This is a genomic window from Enterobacter sp. MF024 (genome assembly GCF_005843915.1).
Taxonomy (GTDB): domain Bacteria; phylum Pseudomonadota; class Gammaproteobacteria; order Enterobacterales; family Enterobacteriaceae; genus Enterobacter; species Enterobacter barmai.
The window spans coordinates 904,906-922,230 of record NZ_VCBB01000001.1; the positions used below are offsets into that span (position 1 = coordinate 904,906).

A 17,325-nucleotide genomic window follows, 5' to 3' on the forward strand; every position below is an offset into this window, starting at 1 on the left:
TTGTCGTTGTCATAGTAGGGTACTCACATTTTTATAATTGTTCAGACACGCTCAAGGATCATGGCAATGCCCTGACCGACACCAATGCACATCGTACACAGCGCATAGCGCCCTTTACGACGGTGCAACTCGTTGCTGGCGGCCAGCGCCAGACGGGCTCCGCTCATCCCCAGGGGATGGCCTAAGGCAATCGCGCCACCGTTAGGGTTAACGTGCGGCGCATCGTCCGCCAGCCCCAGCTCGCGCAGGACGCCCAGCGCCTGGGAAGCAAAGGCTTCATTCAGTTCGATAACGTCCATATCGTTGATGCTCAGCCCGGCGCGCTCCAGCACGCGGCGGGTGGCAGGCACCGGACCCAGCCCCATCAAACGCGGCTCAACGCCGGCGGTGGCCATCGCCACGATGCGGGTACGCGGGGTTAAGCCCTGCGCCGCCGCCATCTCTTCGCTGGCGATAATCAGGGCCGCGGCGCCGTCGTTCACGCCGGACGCGTTACCGGCGGTGACCACGCCGCCCGCGCGGAACGGGGCTTTCAGACCGGCCAGCATCTCCAGGGTGGTGTCCGGGCGGAGATGTTCGTCATGCACCACTTCGGTGACTGCCCCTTTCTTGCCCTTAATCATCACCGGCACAATCTCCTGGGCCAGAATGCCGTTGGCCTGGGCCTGAGCGGTACGCTGCTGGCTGCGGAACGCGAAGGCGTCCTGGTCTTCGCGGGAAATTCTTAACAATTCCGCTACATTCTCTGCCGTTTCCGGCATGCTGTCAGAACCAAATTGCTGCGCCATGAGCGGGTTCACAAAACGCCAGCCGATGGTGGTATCAAAAATTTCATTCTGGCGCTGGAAGGCGCTGGTGGCTTTGCCCATCACAAACGGCGCGCGGGACATCGACTCCACGCCCCCGGCAATCATCAGGTCGCCATCACCGGCGCGAATGGCGCGGGCCGCGAAGCCAATTGCATCGAGACCAGAGCCGCACAGGCGGTTCAGGGTGGTGCCGGAGACGGTCTGCGGCAGCCCGGCCAGCAGCAGGGACATGCGCGCCACGTTACGGTTGTCTTCCCCCGCCTGGTTGGCGCAGCCAAAGATCACATCGTCGATGCGCTCCGCATCCAGACCCGGGTTACGCGCCAGCAGCTCACGCAGCGGAATAGCGCCGAGATCGTCCGCGCGAACCCCAGACAACGCACCGGCATAGCGGCCGATGGGGGTACGGATCCCGTCACAAATAAAGGCGTCACGCATTATGCTTCTCCTGTGATCGTGCCGCCGATGCGGTGGGATTTCCCACGGAACAGGGCAACGGTTTTTTGTTGTTGGTTAACGATTTCAATGTCGTACACGCCGGTCAGCTGGCCCTGATGACGCACCTGCGCTTTCGCGGTGAGCCTGTCACTGGCAAACGCCGGGCGGACAAAATCAATGGTGCATCCCGAGGCCACCGCCGCCAGTCCCTGGCTGTTGCAGGCGTAGGCGAAGGCGGTATCGGCGAGGGTAAAGAGCTGGCCGCCGTGGCAGGTTTTATGGCCGTTGAGCATCTGCGGCGTGACGGTCATGGTCAGCACCGCGACGCCGTCATCCATCTCGATAATGTCGATGCCATAGGCCTGGGCGCAGGCATCGTTTTCATACATGGCGCGGGCGTTGCGCCAGGCGTTATGACTCATAGCTACTCTCCAGAAGCGCGCGCTGGCGCAGCAGGGATGAAGGACGGTAACGCTCTTCGCCGTAGTGGCGTTGCAGGTTTTCCAGAAGGATCAGCAGACGCTGCCAGCCAAGCTGTTCTCCCCAGGCCAGCGGACCGCGCGGATAGTTCACCCCGAGGCGCATGGCGGTATCGATATCCTGTTCGCTGGCGACCCCTTTTTGCAGGGCGTCGAGGGCTTCGTTGACGATCATCGCTACCGTGCGCCAGATAATCAGGCCCGGATAATCCGCCACCTGCAGCACGCGCTTGCCCTGCTGCTGGAAATAGCGCACCGCTTTAAGGGTGGCGGCGGTCGGGTTGCTGGCGGCGGCAGCAATCACCGTCACGTCGGCTTCCTGCCTGTCGAACACCACCACCGGCTGGGCGTAGCGGTTCGCCAGCGCCTGGGCGGTCTCACCCTGAGTTTCAATCAACAGTACGCCGCCGATATCGGTGACACCGTCACTTCTCTTTTGCTGTTGCGTGACACTGTCACTACCAGCGACATGCTCAAACCAGTTCACCTGAGGCTTTTCGTTGCGCCAGTTGTAGACGCCCTGCCCGCTCTTCTTACCGAAACGCCCGGCCAGCACCAGCTCCTGCTGCACCAGCGACGGCAGGAAGCGGCGCTCCTGCCAGAAGGCGTTGAAAACCGAACAGGTGACGGCGAAGTTGACGTCCTGGCCGATCATGTCGGTCAGCTCCAGCGGCCCCATCGGGAAGCCCGCGCCTTCGCGCAGCGCGGCGTCGATAACTTCCGGGGCGGCAACCTGCTCTTCCAGCGCGCGCCAGGCTTCGGCGTAGTACGGACGCGCCACGCGGTTAACGATAAAGCCCGGCGTGGAGTAGCAGCGCACTGGCTGCTTGCCCCAGCGCGTTGCCAGTTCGCTCAGTTGGGTCACCACCTCTTCAGAGGTCGCCAGCCCGCTCACCACTTCCACCAGCTTCATCACCGGTGCCGGGTTAAAGAAGTGCAGCCCCGCCACGCGCTCCGGGTGGTGCAGGTCGGCGGCAATGGCGGTAATGGAGATGGATGAGGTGTTGCTGGTCAGCAGCGTTTTAGCCGGACAGATCTCTGCCAGCTGCGCGAACAGCGCTTTTTTGACCGCCATCTGTTCAGAGGCGGCTTCAATCACCAGGTCCGCCGCCGCCAGCGAGTGAATGTCGGTGACCGGCACCAGGCGCTGGAGCGTCTGTTCGGCGTCGTGTGCGCCCAGCTTGCCGCGCGCCACGCGGGATTCGAGACGGCTGCGGATGCCGTCGATGGCGCGGGAGATGGCGTCGGCGTTGATGTCATACACCAGAACCGGATGCCCGTGGCTGGCCGCCACTTCAGCAATGCCTGCACCCATAATGCCGCTGCCAATGACCGCTACGGTATGAATCGTCATCTTATTTCCCCGTAAACTGCGGTGCGCGTTTGTTGAGGAAGGCGCTGACCCCTTCGCGGTAGTCGGCGCTGCGCCCGGCCAGGCGCTGATAGTCGCGCTCCAGATCCAGCTGCGCATCCAGGGTGTTGGTTTCCGCAGCGTTGATCGCCTGCTTGATCAGACCTAAGCCAAAAGTCGGCTGCGCGGCCAGATGCACGGCCAGCTGGCGGGCGGTGTCGGTCAGTTCGGCGTCGTCCACTACCTGCCAGATCATCCCCCAGGCGTGCGCCTGCTCGGCGCTGATTTTCTCGCCCAGCAGCGCCAGGCCCATCGCCCGGGCGCGGCCCGTCAGGCGCGGCAGCAGCCAGGTGCCGCCAGAATCCGGCACCAGACCGAGCTTGCTGAAGGCCATCACAAAGTTCACCGAGCGGGCGGCAATGACGATGTCGCAGCCCAGCGCCAGAGTTGCTCCGGCACCGGCGGCCACACCGTTCACCGCGCAGATCACCGGCTTGGGCAGTTTTGCCAGACGGCGCACCAGCGGGTTGTAAAACTTCTCCACCGACATCCCGAGGTCCGGGGCCGGACTGTTCGGGTCGACGTTACGGTCGTTCAGATCCTGCCCGGCGCAAAAACCGCGACCGGCACCGGTGACCAGCAGGCAGCGCACGGTATCGTCGCGCTCCGCCTGCTTCAGGCACGCCGCCAGCTGCTGGTGCATCTCCTCATTGAAGCTGTTGAGACGCTCCGGGCGGTTCAGGGTGATGGTCATTACGCCCTGCTCAACGTGACTCAGAATGAAATCCATGGTTAGCGTCCTTTAAATTCGGGGGTGCGTTTTTGCAAAAAGGCGTCGATCCCTTCCCGGCGATCCTCGGTGGCCGCCAGCAGGGTAAACAGCTGACGCTCCTGGGCCAGCCCGGCCTGTAAGGCCACTTCCTGGGACTGGCGCAGCGCCTGCTTCGCCGCCTGCAATGCCAGCGGGGAGTGGCGCGCCATCAGCGCCGCCTGCTGCAGGGCATATTCAAGGGTCAGGGATTCAGGGTAAATATCGCTCACCAGTCCTGCCGCCAGCGCCTGACGGGCGGTGATGCTCTCCCCGGTCAGGACCATTTTGCTGGCAAGGGATTTACCCACGCTGCGGATCAGGCGCTGGGTGCCGCCTGCGCCAGGCATGATGCCTAAGGTAATTTCCGGCAGACCGAAACGGGCGTTCTCCCCGGCGATGACCACATCGCACAGCAGCGCCAGCTCGCAGCCAGCGCCCAGGGCATAGCCGTTCACGGCGGCGATCAGCGGCTTGTTGAAGGTGTTTATCCGCGCCCACAGCTGGGGGCGAATGTCGTTGAGGGTGGCGGGCAGATCTTTTTCCGCCATCTCGTTCAGATCGGCCCCGGCGGCGAAGAAGCGTTCGTTCCCGGCAATCACGCACACCGAGATTTCGCTGTCCGTCGCGGCGGCTTCGAGGGTGGTCGCCAGTTCGCCCAGCAAGGCATTGTTCAGCGCGTTGCGGGCCGCCGGGCGATTGAGGGTCAGGTGCAGCACCCGTCCTTGACGGGCAACAATCAGGTCGCTCATGCCATCCCCTTCGCGTCAAAGTCCACCACCACGTCGCTGGTCAGCGGCAGAGCCTGACAGCTCAGGACGTAGCCCGCTGCCAGTTCATCCGGCTCGAGGCTGTAGTTGGTGACCATATCCACCTTGCCGCGCACCACTTTGCACTTGCAGGTGGCGCAGACCCCGCCCTTACAGGCGTAAGGCAGATCGGCACCCTGACGCAGGGCGGCGTCGAGAATGCTCTCGTCGTCGGCGGTGAGGGTAATCTCGCGGTCGCGTCCGTCCTGGCGCACCGTCACTTTCTGCCCTTCTGTCTGCACCGTATGGGTACGCTTGACGGTCGAGCCCGGCGTATTGAAGCGCTCGAGGTGCAGCGATTTTTCCGGCATGCCCAGCGCTTTCAGCGTCTGTTCGGCTTCGTCCATCATCGCCGCCGGGCCGCAGATAAAGGCTTCGTCAAACTGGCTGAAGTCGATTAAGTGTTTTCCCAGCGCCTGCAGTTTTTCACCGTCGATGCGCCCGTGCAGCAGCTCGCTGTCCAGCGTCTCCTGGCTGAAGATGTTGACCACCTGCAGGCGGGTCGGATAGCTGTCCTTCAGGTCGGCCAGCGCCTGGCGGAACATCATGCTCTGGCTGCTGCGGTTACCGTAGATCAGCGTGAAGTGGCTGTTCGGTTCGGTGGTCAGGGTGGTGGCAATGATCGCCAGCATCGGGGTGATGCCGGAGCCCGCGGCAATCGCCAGATAGCAGCCTTCACGTTCAGCCAGCGGCTGATAGCCAAAATGCCCCTGGGGCACCATCACCTCCAGCGCCATTCCCTGTTTGATCTCATCCCGGGCATAGCGCGAGAAGCGGCCGCCGTCGATGGCTTTCACCGCCACGCTGATTTCGCCGGTACGGGCGCTGCGGCAGATGGAGTAGCAGCGGCGCAGCTCTTCGCCCGCAAGATGGGCTTTCAGCGTCAGATGCTGGCCCGGACGGAAGCGATACGCCTCCTGTAAAGCCTGGGGAACCGCGAAGGTGATGGTCACCGCATCGCGGGTTTCGGGTTCCACTTTTGCCACCGTTAAGGAATGAAACGTTGTCATGGCGACCTCAGATACATTTGAAATAGTCGAAGGGTTCACGGCAGCTGTCGCAGCGATACAGCGCTTTGCAGGCCGTGGAACCAAATTCACTGATAAGCGTGGTGCGGATGCTGGCGCAGCGCGGACAGGTCACCTCGGCGGGCAGATGCGCGTGGCAGCTGTGTCCGGCCGGGGGGCTGATGCCGTACTGACGCAGGCGCTCCCGGGCGTCCGGGGTCATCCAGTCTGTAGTCCACGCCGGGTCGAGCTGAATGGTAATCTGCACCGGGGCATAGCCGTGGGCGGTCAGCGTGTCGCGGATCGCCCCCATCAGATGGTCGGTGGCCGGACAGCCGGAATAGGTCGGCGTAAAGCCGATGGCCCAACCTTCACCCTGCGGGGTAACGCTGCGCACCATGCCCAGATCGGTAATGGTCAGCACCGGGATCTCCGGGTCCGGGATCTGGCTTAACAGAGACCAGATCTGCGGGACGGCGGCGGGTGCGAGTTCGACGGCATGCTGCATAGTGTTCTCCTGCTTTACCACTGCTGGCCGGGGTACACGCGCTGCAGATATTGCATCTCTGCCAGCATCGGTCCCAGATGTTCGGTGTGCAGCCCTTTTCGACCGCCGGTACGGTAAGCGGACTCGGACGGTACGCTCAGCGTCGCTTCGTTCAACCCGGCAAACACTTCCGCTTCCCACTCGTCGCGCAGGCTGCGCGGGTCGACGGCAATCCCGTCGGCGGCCAGAGCCAGATCAATCTCGTCGGCCTCGAACAGTTCGGCGGTAAAGCGCCACAGGTCGTTCACCGCCTGCTGCATTTTTTGCCCCGACACCTCGGTGCCGTTGCCCAGACGCTCCAGCCAGCCGCGGCTGAAGCGCAGGTGGTAGCGGGCTTCTTTGATGGATTTGGCGGCGATGGCGGCAAGCTGCGCGTCGCGGCTCTGGGTCAGACGGGTAAACAGCGCCACGTGCCAGGCGTCGATAAAGTACTGCCGGGCGATGGTGTCGGCGAAGTTGCCGTTCGGCTGTTCCACCAGCAGCAGGTTGCTGAACTGGCGTTCGTCGCGCTGGAATGCCAGCGTATCTTCGTCCCCCGCCCCTTCCAGTTCGGCGGCGTAGGTTAAAAAGTTGCGCGCCTGGCCCAGCAGGTCGAGGCCGATATTGGCCAGCGCGAGGTCGATCTCCAGCTCCGGGGCATGGCCACACCAGGCGCCCAGACGCTGAGAAAGCACCAGCCCGTTATCACCCAGGCGCAGAACATATTGCGTTAACGTTTTCATCCCTGCCTCACATGTGCTCAATGCCATCAGGGATGGTGTAGAACGTCGGATGGCGGTAGACCTTGCTTTCCGCCGGATCGAAGAACTCACCGCGCTCTTCCGGCTGCGAGGCGACGATTTCGCTCGCCTTCACCACCCAGATGGAGCAGCCTTCGCTGCGGCGGGTGTAGGCATCGCGGGCGTTTTCCAGCGCCATGCGGTCATCGGCGGCATGCAGGCTGCCCACGTGACGGTGGGATAAACCCTGTTTGCTGCGGACAAAAACTTCGTACAACGGCCAGTATGTTTTGCTCATCTTGATTCCCCTTACGCGACTTTGCGGGCGTGTTGTTTTTCTGCGTGCGCCAGTGCGGCTTCGCGCACCCACGTCCCCTCTTCCCAGGCTTTATTCTTGGCGGCCAGGCGTTCGTGATTACAGACCCCGCGACCGTTGATAACGTCGTCGAACTCCTGCCAGTCGATCTCACCAAAACGGTAGTGACCGCTTTCGGCGTCAAAGTGCAGATCCGGGTCCGGGACGGTCATGCCCAGCATTTCCACCTGCGGCACGGTGTTGTCGACAAAGCGCTGACGCAGCTCGTCGTTGCCAAAACGTTTGATCTTCCAGGCCAGGCTGCGGGCGCTGTTCGGCGAGTTGTCGTCGTTCGGGCCAAACATCATCAGGGCAGGCCACCAGAAGCGGTTGATAGCGTCCTGCAGCATCTGGCGCTGGGCTTCGCTGCCCTGGGCCAGCGCCATGCAGGCTTCAAAGCCCTGACGCTGGTGGAAGCTCTCTTCTTTACAGATTTTCACCATCGCCCGGGCATAGGGGCCGTAGGAGGTACGGCACAGCGCCACCTGGTTAACGATGGCCGCGCCATCCACCAGCCAGCCGATCACGCCGATATCCGCCCAGCTCAGGGTCGGGTAGTTAAAGATGGAGGAGTACTTCATCTTGCCGTCGAGCATCTTCTGGTAGATGTCTTCCCGCGCGCAGCCCAGCGTTTCCGCCGCGCTGTAGAGGTAGAGGCCGTGCCCGGCTTCGTCCTGCACTTTCGCCAGCAGTATGGCCTTGCGGCGCAGCGTCGGGGCGCGGGTGATCCAGTTACCTTCCGGCAGCATGCCGACAATTTCGGAGTGTGCATGCTGGCCGATCTGGCGGATCAGCGTCTTACGGTACGCGTCAGGCATCCAGTCCTGGGGCTCGATGGCCGTCTCTTGCGCGATGCGCTGCTCAAAGCGTTGTTCTTCCGTCACGTCATCACCCTTTTGATTCGTTTAACTGGTAATTCGTGTTCAATGATGAATCACGTTGTTTAATAAAAGTTACACAAAGGTTAATGATAAACCCAAGATCCCTTTGTCTGTTTTGTGATGAGGCTCGCAAGACATTTCTGAAGCCCAGGCATAGCGCGGCCTGCGCCACTGAAGAAGATATAGCGAGATCACAATGTTAATAAATCATTAACAAGAAACTTGCTTTTTATGATTCACAAACGAACTATCTATAGTGAAATCACGAACCATCTGGAGAGAAAGATGCAGCAGTTAGCCAGCTTCTTATCCGGCACCTGGCAGTCTGGCCGGGGCCGTGAGCGCACCATTCAACACGCCATCAGCGGTGAATCCCTCTGGTCCGTTACCAGCGAAGGGCTGGACATGGCCGCCGCGCGTCGCTACGCCATTGAGAAAGGCGGCGAAGCGCTTCACGCCATGACCTTCATTGAGCGCGCCGCAATGCTGAAAGCGGTGGCTAAACATCTGTTGAGCCAGAAAGAGACGTTCTATGCCCTGTCGGCACAAACCGGGGCGACCCGCGCCGACAGCTGGGTGGATATCGAAGGCGGGATCGGCACGCTGTTCACCTTCGCGAGCCTCGGTAGCCGCGAATTGCCGGACGATACCCTGTGGCCGGAAGATGAGCTGATCCCGCTCTCAAAAGAGGGCGGATTTGCCGCGCGCCACGTCCTGACCTCCAAATCGGGCGTTGCGGTGCACATCAACGCTTTTAACTTCCCCTGCTGGGGTATGCTGGAAAAACTGGCTCCGACCTGGCTGGCCGGAATGCCGGCGATAATCAAGCCGGCCACCGCCACCGCCCAGGTAACTCAGGCGATGGTAAAAGCCATTGTCGACAGCGGCCTGGTGCCGGACGGGGCCATTAGCCTGATCTGCGGCGGTGCGGGGGATCTGCTGGACCAGCTCGACCACCAGGACGTGGTGACCTTTACCGGCTCTGCCGTTACCGGCCAGTCGCTGCGCGTGCACCCGAACATCGTTGCGAAATCCATTCCGTTCACCATGGAAGCCGACTCCCTGAACTGCTGCGTGCTGGGGGATGACGTCACCCCGGAACAGCCGGAGTTTGCGCTGTTTATCCGCGAAGTGGTGCGGGAGATGACCGCCAAAGCCGGGCAGAAATGTACCGCTATCCGCCGCATCATCGTGCCGCAGGCGCAGGTGGAGGCCGTCAGCCAGGCGCTGATCGCCCGTCTCGAGAAAGTGGCGGTTGGCGATCCGGCGCAGGAAGGGATCAAAATGGGTGCCCTGGTCAACGCCGATCAGCGTGCCGACGTGCAGGAGAAAGTGGATGCGCTGGTAAGCGCAGGCTGCCAGATTCGTCTGGGCGGTAAAGCCGACCTGAGTGCTGCCGGGGCCTTCTTCCCGCCGACGCTGCTGTTCTGCCCGCAGCCGGACGAAACCCCGGCGGTTCACGCCACCGAAGCCTTCGGCCCGGTCGCGACCCTGATGCCGTATCAGTCCCGCGAACACGCCATGGCCCTGGCCCGCGCCGGTGAAGGCAGCCTTGCCGGGACGCTGGTCACCGCCGATCTGCGTCTGGCGCGACAGTTTATCGCCGGGGCCGCCCGCGCCCACGGTCGTATCCAGATCCTCAACGAAGAGTCGGCCAAAGAGTCCACCGGCCACGGCTCGCCGCTGCCGCAGCTGGTGCACGGCGGTCCGGGCCGCGCGGGTGGCGGCGAAGAGCTGGGCGGCCTGCGGGCGGTGAAACACTACCTGCAGCGCACCGCCATTCAGGGCAGCCCGAGCATGCTGGCCGCCATCAGCCAGCAGTGGGTGCGCGGGGCCCAGGTGCAGGAAGATCGCGTCCATCCGTTTCGCAAATACTTCGAGGAGCTACAGCCGGGCGACAGCCTGCTGACCCCGCGCCGCACCCTGACCGAGACCGATATCGTTAACTTTGCCTGCCTGAGCGGGGATCATTTCTACGCCCACATGGACAAGATTGGCGCGGCGGAGTCGATCTTCGGCGAGCGCGTGGTGCACGGTTACTTCCTGATCTCCGCCGCGGCGGGGCTGTTCGTCGACGCGGGCGTCGGGCCGGTGATCGCCAACTACGGCATGGAGAACCTGCGCTTTATCGAGCCGGTGAAGCCGGGCGATACCATCCAGGTGCGTCTGACCTGCAAGCGCAAGACGCTGAAGAAACAGCGCTCGGCGGAAGAGAAACCGACCGGCGTGGTGGAATGGGCGGTTGAGATCTTCAACCAGCACCAGCAGCCGGTGGCGCTCTACTCCATTCTGACTCTCGTCTCACGTCAGCACGGGGATTTCGACGCCTGATCCCCCTCCCTCCGGGTAACGTCGCGCACGTTACCCGGCTTCTGGCACATCTGACAAAACATCTGGCAAATGCAGGCAAACACTACGCACAGCGATATTGCTATGTTGGCAATGACTAAACCGCGCGCAGAACAGCGGTCCCGAGTGGATAACAACACATACAACAGAGGTTAATCATGGGAAGCTCCTCAATTTTTTCTCCACGTAAAACGGTGCTGGCGTTGGCCGTTGCTTGTCTCTTTTCCGGTCAGGTGCTGGCTCACGGTGGTGAAGCACACATGGTCGAGATGGATAAAACCCTGACCGACTTTGGCGCGGATGTGCAGTGGGATGACTATGCCCAGATGTACACCATCAGCAAAGACGGGGCCTTCATCAAAGTGAAGCCGGGCGCAACGACCGCCATCGTCAACGGCAAGCCGCTCACCCTGCAGGTGCCGGTGGTGATGAAAGAAAACAAGGCCTGGATCTCCGATACCTTTGTCAACGATGTGTTCCAGTCCGGTCTTGATCAGACCTTCCAGGTTGAAAAGACCCCGCACCCGCTGAATGCCCTCTCCGCGGATGAGATCAAACAGGCCGTCGAGATTGTGAAAGCCTCGCCGGACTTTAAACCGAACACCCGCTTTACCCAGATCGCCCTCGCCGAGCCCGAAAAAGCCAAAGTGTGGGATTTCGTGCTGAACGGCACGGCGGTGGATGCGCCGCGTCAGGCCAATATCACCATGCTGGACGGTAAATTCATTATCGAAGCCCTGGTGGATCTGAAGGATAAGAAAATCCTGCACTGGGAGCCGATCAAGGACGCCCACGGCATGGTGCTGCTGGATGACTTTATGGCGGTGCAGAACATCGTGACCTCCAGCCAGGAGTATGCCGACGCCCTGAAAAAACGCGGCATCAACGACCCGAAAAAGGTGATGGCCACCCCGCTGACCGTCGGCTTTTTTGACGGTAAAGATGGCCTGAAGCAGGAAGACAGGCTGCTGAAAGTGGTGAGCTACCTGGATACCGGCGACGGCAACTACTGGGCGCATCCGATTGAAAACCTGGTGGCGGTGGTCGACCTGGTTGAGAAGAAGATCGTCAAAATTGAAGAAGGCGCAATTGTGCCGGTGCCGATGCAGTCCCGTCCTTATGATGGCCGCGACCGCGAGCCGGTAGAGCATAAACCGCTGGAGATCGTGGAGCCCGAGGGCAAGAACTACACCATTACCGGCAATATGATCCACTGGCAGAACTGGGACTTCCACCTGAGCCTGGATTCTCGCGTCGGGCCAATTATCTCCACCGTCACCTTTAACGATAACGGCAAAAAACGCCAGGTGATGTACGAGGGGTCGCTGGGCGGGATGATCGTTCCTTACGGTGACCCGGACGTGGGCTGGTACTTCAAGGCGTATCTGGATTCCGGCGACTACGGCATGGGCACCCTGACCTCTCCGCTGGTGCGCGGCAAAGATGTGCCGTCCAACGCCGTGCTGCTAAATCAGACCATCCCCGACTACACCGGTGCGCCGATGGAGATCCCGCGTGCGATGGCGATTTTCGAACGCTACGCCGGGCCGGAGTATAAGCACCAGGAGATGAACCAGCCGAACGTCAGCACCGAGCGTCGTGAACTGGTGGTGCGCTGGATCAGCACCGTGGGGAACTACGACTACATCTTCGACTGGATCTTCCACGAAAACGGCACCATCGGCATCGATGCCGGGGCGACCGGTATCGAAGCGGTGAAAGGCGTGATGGCGAAAACCATGCACGATCCGAGCGCCAAAGACGATACCAGGTACGGGACGCTGATCGACCACAACATCGTCGGCACTACCCACCAGCACATCTACAACTTCCGTCTGGATCTGGACGTGGATGGCACCAACAACACCCTGGTGGCGATGGATCCGGAAGTGAAGCCGAACACCGCTGGCGGCCCGCGTACCAGTACCATGCAGATCAACCAGTACAACATCGACAGCGAGCAGCAGGCGGCGCAGAAATTTGACCCGGGCACCATTCGTCTGCTGAGCAACACCAGCAAAGAGAACCGCATGGGCAACCCGGTCTCTTACCAGATCATCCCGTACGCGGGCGGCACACACCCGGTAGCCACCGGCGCGAAATTCGCCCCGGACGAGTGGATCTATCACCGCCTGAGCTTTATGGATAAACAGCTGTGGGTGACCCGCTACCATCCGAACGAGATGTACCCGGAAGGGAAATTCCCGAACCGCTCCACCAAAGATCAGGGGCTGGGGCAGTTCAGCAAGGATAACGAGTCGCTGAATAACCAGGATGACGTGGTGTGGATGACCACCGGCACCACCCACGTGGCGCGAGCGGAAGAGTGGCCGATCATGCCAACCGAATGGGTGCATACCCTGCTCAAACCCTGGAACTTCTTCGACGAGACACCGTCGTTAGGTAAGAAGAAAGAGGCGCAGTGAGTCAGTGTAAAAGGCCGGGCGAATGCCCGGTTTTTTTTTGCCCGTTAATGACTTGCCGATCGGCTTATCGTGCTTATAGTGAGTATTATCTTTTGCTTTTTTTTGGGTTAAGCATTGTTACGTCGAAAATCTTCAAGCCTTCGGACAGAACCTTTTTCACGCAGGGACATGGTCACGCGCGGGCTAATCATCAGCATTCCCTGGCTGGCGCTGGTTAACATCACCTTTGCCCTGCTGGTTCTGTTGCGAAACTGGCTATTCAGCGACATCGACCGTCTTTACGAGGTCGGCACGGCCCGTGCCGCGACGATAGATCTGCTAATGCTGACGGTAATCGTCCTGTTTAGCCTCTCCCTGCTGCTGGTCTGGCGCAAAAAGCGGGGGCTGAGTCTGCTGTTGCTGCTGGCGGGGCTCATCTGGTCCTTCTGTAGCGTCTGGTTTATCGCCCATCTGCAATTGCCGTTCGCCTGGCCGCTCTGCACCACTCTCCTGATGACCTCTCTGGCCGCGCTCTATTTTTATCCCGTCGGACTTGTCTGCTATGCACTGCCGCTGTGGATCGCGATGCCCGTTGCCAGCGTGATGCTGAACCAGGGCGTCAGTCTGCGCTTTCTGGTGGTGTGGCTTATCTTTACGGGGATCCTGGTCTACGGACGGTTTATTTTACTGCGCTGGTTTGACGAGGCCTGGCTGCGCCATCAGCAGAATCAGGCGCTGATTGCCCGCCTGGACGCTCTGGCGCATCAGGACCCACTCACCGGCACCGCCAACCGCCGGGCGATGGAGGCGGTGCTGGAAAACGCCGTCGAACAGGACAAAGGTTTTGCGCTGATCATGCTCGATGTGGATCAGTTCAAGCGCTACAACGATTTTTACGGGCATCAGGGCGGGGATGAATGTCTGGCGGCGGTGGCGCAGGCGCTTAAAAAAGTGGTGCGTAGCCCGGACGATGTGGTGTCGCGCTACGGTGGCGAGGAGTTTCTGCTGATCCTGTTTGATGCGACGGAAAAAGTTGCGGAACGGGTGGCAGCGCGCATTCAGGAGAGTCTGCGCGCCGCGGCAATTCCGCATGCCGCCTCAACGGTCAGCGACAGCGTCACGGTTAGCATGGGGATCGCTTCGATGACCGTTGGTCAAACGGCCAGCGAGGTGATTGCCCAGGCCGACGCCGCGCTGTACCGGGCGAAAAATGCAGGACGAAACCGCTGGTCCTGCTAAGGGTGCGGATTTTTGGTTCGGTGCGGTTTGGTGTCGGGTGGCGGCTGCGCCTTACCCGACCTACAGACGGCACTGTGCGGTTTTTTGTCGGGTGGCGGCTGCGCCTTACCCGACCTACGGGTGAACACAAGGTCGTAGGCCCGTGCAAGCGCAGCGCCGCCGGGCGTTAGTACCGCACGCACACCGATTTGGTTTCACACCAGCCATCCAGCCAGTCCGGGCCGAAATCACGCCCGGTGCCGGACTGCTTCATGCCGCCGAACGGCAGGTTGGCGTCGATCAGGGTATGGCTGTTCACCCAAACGGTACCCGCCTGCAGGCGGTCGGTGTACTCCAGCGCTTTGCTGATGTTTTGCGTCCAGACGCTGGCGGTCAGACCGTATTCGGTATCGTTCGCCAGGCGTAATGCCTCTTCGCCGTCGGCGACGCGCACCAGGTTCACCACCGGGCCAAACACCTCTTCGCGGGTCAGGCGCAGGCTGGCATCCGGGTTCACCACCAGCGTTGGCGAGACATAGTAACCCTGGTCGTTGGGACCACGATTACCGGTAATCAGCTCCGCCTGACGCGACTGCGCCTCGTCGAGGAAGGTCTGCACCTTGTCACAGTGGGCGCGGGAAACCAGCGGGTTAATGTGCGCCTCCTGGGACATCCCCGGCCCGACGCTCAGGGATTTCACCGCCTGCTCAAAACCGCTCACCACGGTATCAAACAGCGGCGCTTCGATGTAAATACGCGAGCTGGCGGCGCACACCTGGCCCTGGTTGAGGAAGCTGCCGGTCATCAGCCCTTCGATCACCCATGACGGATCGGCATCTTTCAGCACGATGGCCGGGTTTTTACCGCCCAGTTCCAGGGTTACGCCCATCAGGCGGTCGGCGGCGGAGCGCGCAATTTGTTTCCCGGTGGCGGTCGAGCCGGTAAAGCTCACTTTGGCGATATGCGGATGGTTAGTCAGCGCCGCGCCACACACCGCACCGCTGCCGGTGACCACGTTAAAGACGCCGTCCGGGATCCCGGCTTCGCTGGCCAGTTCCGCCACGCGCAACAGGGTCAGCGGCGTGGTTTCGGACGGTTTGATCACGATAGAGCAGCCTGCCGCCAGGGCGGGCATCACCTTCCACATGCCGATCAACAGCGGGAAGTTCCACGGCACGATCCCGGCCACCACGCCAATCGGCTCTTTGCGGGTCCAGGCCTGGTAGCGGGCACCCTGCGGCATCGGAATGGAGAGATCCAGCGTCTTACCGGAAATTTTCGTGGTCAGCCCGGCGGTGTAGCGCATCCAGTTCAGGGTGCAGCCCACTTCAAATGCGCGGGAGATGTTAATGGATTTGCCCTGCTCGAGGGTTTCAAGCTGGGCCAGCTCCTCGGTGTGCTGCTCCACCAGATCGGCGAAGCGCAGCAGAATACGTTCACGCTCAGCGGGCAGTTTGCCGCACCAGCTGCGGGCCACGAAGGCGCGCCAGCCGGACATCACCGCCCGGTCGACATCCTGCGCGCTGGCATCGGCCGTGGAGGCAATCACCTGCCCGGTTGCCGGGTTATAGATATCCAGACGCTTTTCGCTGTCGGAGGCGGACGGTTGTCCCTCAATCCAGAGACCGTGCTGGCGATCCAGAAATTGCTGCACGCTGTGCAGTACTGCGACCTGTGTATCAGACATAGCGATTCCTTATTATTCGCAGGGTGTCATCGCAGTCTAAGATGGGTTTCGGCAATGCGCTTTTATCTGTGTGACATTCGCTTTGTCGGCTGTGACAGGCTCCGCAAAACGCGACAATACTGCCGTTTCGCTCTCCGCCGCCGCCGGTTTTTTTACAGGATTTCGCCCCCTGTCACGGGCAATTAGAAACATAAATGCAACAATGTTTAAACATTCACGACGTAGCGGGTAACACATGCGTGCAAACGAAACGGACAATTATCAGCAGTGGCTGGCGCAGATAAACCAGGTTTGCGGCAGTTTTGCGGCCCGGCCGATGAGCGGCGAGTTTTACGGCGAGCTGGAGTCGACCTGGACCGGCAACCTGAAGCTCAGCACCGTCACCGCTGGCGGCGTGAATCTGTTTCGTACCCGCCAGGAGATAAAAACCAGCAACGATGCCTGGTTCTACACCGTGTTTCAGCTGGAAGGTGAAGCCGGGCTGGAGCAGGACGACCGGCAGATTGTGCTGAACGCAGGGGATATCACCCTGATTGACGCCTCCCGCCCCTGCTCGATCTACTGGCCGGAGAAATCCCGTCAGATCTCACTCCTGCTGCCGCGCCAGATCCTGGAGCAGCACTTCCGTTTTCAGGAGGTGAGCTGCGCGCAGAAACTCTCCCGCAGCCTGCCTACCGTACAGCTCAGCTACCGTCTGCTGCAGGACAGCATGAACAACCCGGCACTGAGCGAGACCGAAAGCGAAGCCGCGCTGGAGGCGATGGTCTGCCTGCTGCGCCCGGTATTGCAGCAGCGTGAAACCGTGCAGCCGCGCAAGGAGCGTCAGTTTACTCAGGTCCTGACCCTGATCGACGACCATATTCAGGCTGAACACCTGCGACCGGAGTGGATTGCGGCGGAATGCGGGATGTCGGTACGCAGCCTCTACCGAATGTTTGCCGAGAAAGGGCTGGTGGTGGCGCAGTACATTAAGAATCGCCGTCTGGATCTGTGCGCGCAGATGCTGCGCGGTGCCCGCGACGACGAAAAACTGGCGGGAATTGGCTACAGCTGGGGCTTTACCGACCATAGCCACTTCTCAACGGCGTTTAAGCAGCGCTTTGGGATTTCGCCGGGCGAATACCGCAAACGCCACCGCTGATCACTTCTGCATCCACTTGCCGTTGATCCCCTGCACGTACTCGCCGGGGCGGGCGCGTTGGACCAGTTTTGTCCCGGCCATTTTCGCCACTTCATCCACCGGAATGTTATTGCTGTCCGCCAGTTTCTGATAGCTGTCGGTGCGCGCCTTGTTGATCTGCTCAACCAGCGCCAGGGTTTCTCTGTCGTGACTGCGCGGGGCGATATACCCGCTCAGCGTCTCCCCGACGCGCCCCTCGGTGCGGGCCTCATTGAGGGTCAGCGCCAGCGCGGGCGCGCTGAGCAACAGGGTTAGCACAATCAGCGCAATGCGTTTTCTCATG

At 61.1% G+C, this 17,325-nt stretch carries 16 protein-coding genes; 4 read left to right on the forward strand and 12 right to left on the reverse strand.

Annotated elements, in window-relative coordinates:
* Positions 1-41: 41 nt before the first annotated feature.
* Genes pcaF through paaA form a run of 10 tightly spaced genes read right to left on the reverse strand, consistent with a single transcriptional unit; the run spans position 42 to position 8,206 of the window.
* Positions 42-1,247 carry a 3-oxoadipyl-CoA thiolase gene (pcaF, locus tag FFB58_RS04435; protein WP_138369140.1) on the reverse strand — a complete coding sequence of 402 codons (1,206 nt, stop codon included), beginning with the start codon at positions 1,245-1,247 and terminating at the stop codon, positions 42-44.
* A complete protein-coding gene (gene paaI / locus FFB58_RS04440) occupies positions 1,247-1,669 on the reverse strand; it encodes a hydroxyphenylacetyl-CoA thioesterase PaaI (RefSeq protein ID WP_039028520.1) in 423 nt (140 codons plus the stop codon). Before paaI ends, pcaF begins: the two co-directional genes overlap by 1 nt.
* Positions 1,659-3,080 (reverse strand): 3-hydroxyacyl-CoA dehydrogenase PaaH, encoded by a 1,422-nt coding sequence (paaH, locus tag FFB58_RS04445; protein WP_138369141.1) that lies wholly within the window; start codon positions 3,078-3,080, stop codon positions 1,659-1,661. Before paaH ends, paaI begins: the two co-directional genes overlap by 11 nt.
* Before the next feature lies 1 nt (position 3,081).
* Positions 3,082-3,867 (reverse strand): 2-(1,2-epoxy-1,2-dihydrophenyl)acetyl-CoA isomerase PaaG, encoded by a 786-nt coding sequence (gene paaG, locus FFB58_RS04450; protein ID WP_138369142.1) that lies wholly within the window; start codon positions 3,865-3,867, stop codon positions 3,082-3,084.
* A gap of 2 nt (positions 3,868-3,869) precedes the next feature.
* The gene (gene paaF / locus FFB58_RS04455; protein ID WP_138369143.1) at positions 3,870-4,637 is read right to left on the reverse strand and encodes a 2,3-dehydroadipyl-CoA hydratase PaaF; all 768 of its coding nucleotides are present in this window, start codon (positions 4,635-4,637) and stop codon (positions 3,870-3,872) included.
* Complete coding sequence (paaE, locus tag FFB58_RS04460) at positions 4,634-5,704, reverse strand: 1,2-phenylacetyl-CoA epoxidase subunit PaaE (protein ID WP_039028516.1); 1,071 nt, start codon at positions 5,702-5,704, stop codon at positions 4,634-4,636. Before paaE ends, paaF begins: the two co-directional genes overlap by 4 nt.
* 7 nt (positions 5,705-5,711) lie before the next feature.
* Complete coding sequence (gene paaD / locus FFB58_RS04465) at positions 5,712-6,209, reverse strand: 1,2-phenylacetyl-CoA epoxidase subunit PaaD (protein ID WP_138369144.1); 498 nt, start codon at positions 6,207-6,209, stop codon at positions 5,712-5,714.
* Between the two features lie 14 nt (positions 6,210-6,223).
* Entirely contained in the window at positions 6,224-6,970 is a 747-nt protein-coding gene (gene paaC / locus FFB58_RS04470) for a 1,2-phenylacetyl-CoA epoxidase subunit PaaC (protein ID WP_039028514.1), read from the reverse strand.
* 7 nt (positions 6,971-6,977) lie between these two features.
* Positions 6,978-7,265, reverse strand: coding sequence for a 1,2-phenylacetyl-CoA epoxidase subunit PaaB (gene paaB, locus FFB58_RS04475; RefSeq protein ID WP_032611057.1), 288 nt, complete (start codon positions 7,263-7,265; stop codon positions 6,978-6,980).
* Between the two features lie 11 nt (positions 7,266-7,276).
* Positions 7,277-8,206, reverse strand: coding sequence for a 1,2-phenylacetyl-CoA epoxidase subunit PaaA (paaA, locus tag FFB58_RS04480; protein WP_039028513.1), 930 nt, complete (start codon positions 8,204-8,206; stop codon positions 7,277-7,279).
* A 282-nt stretch (positions 8,207-8,488) separates the two neighbouring features.
* Between paaA and paaZ the strand changes: the two genes are divergently transcribed.
* From paaZ to FFB58_RS04495, 3 genes are all read left to right on the forward strand, one after another.
* Positions 8,489-10,534 carry a phenylacetic acid degradation bifunctional protein PaaZ gene (gene paaZ, locus FFB58_RS04485; protein WP_138369145.1) on the forward strand — a complete coding sequence of 682 codons (2,046 nt, stop codon included), beginning with the start codon at positions 8,489-8,491 and terminating at the stop codon, positions 10,532-10,534.
* A gap of 176 nt (positions 10,535-10,710) precedes the next feature.
* Entirely contained in the window at positions 10,711-12,978 is a 2,268-nt protein-coding gene (gene tynA, locus FFB58_RS04490; protein ID WP_138369146.1) for a primary-amine oxidase, read from the forward strand.
* A gap of 168 nt (positions 12,979-13,146) precedes the next feature.
* Entirely contained in the window at positions 13,147-14,196 is a 1,050-nt protein-coding gene (locus tag FFB58_RS04495) for a GGDEF domain-containing protein (RefSeq protein WP_138369147.1), read from the forward strand.
* A gap of 166 nt (positions 14,197-14,362) precedes the next feature.
* Here FFB58_RS04495 and FFB58_RS04500 read toward each other — a convergent pair whose 3' ends face one another.
* Positions 14,363-15,862 (reverse strand): aldehyde dehydrogenase family protein, encoded by a 1,500-nt coding sequence (locus FFB58_RS04500; RefSeq protein WP_138369148.1) that lies wholly within the window; start codon positions 15,860-15,862, stop codon positions 14,363-14,365.
* 235 nt (positions 15,863-16,097) lie between these two features.
* On the opposite strand from FFB58_RS04500, the gene feaR reads away from it, so the two are divergent.
* Complete coding sequence (gene feaR, locus FFB58_RS04505; protein WP_138369149.1) at positions 16,098-17,003, forward strand: transcriptional regulator FeaR; 906 nt, start codon at positions 16,098-16,100, stop codon at positions 17,001-17,003.
* Here the strand turns inward: feaR and FFB58_RS04510 are convergent, their stop codons facing one another.
* On the reverse strand, positions 17,004-17,324 hold the full coding sequence (locus tag FFB58_RS04510) for a YdbL family protein (protein ID WP_039028507.1): 321 nt from the start codon (positions 17,322-17,324) through the stop codon (positions 17,004-17,006).
* Between the last annotated feature and the right edge of the window lies 1 nt (position 17,325).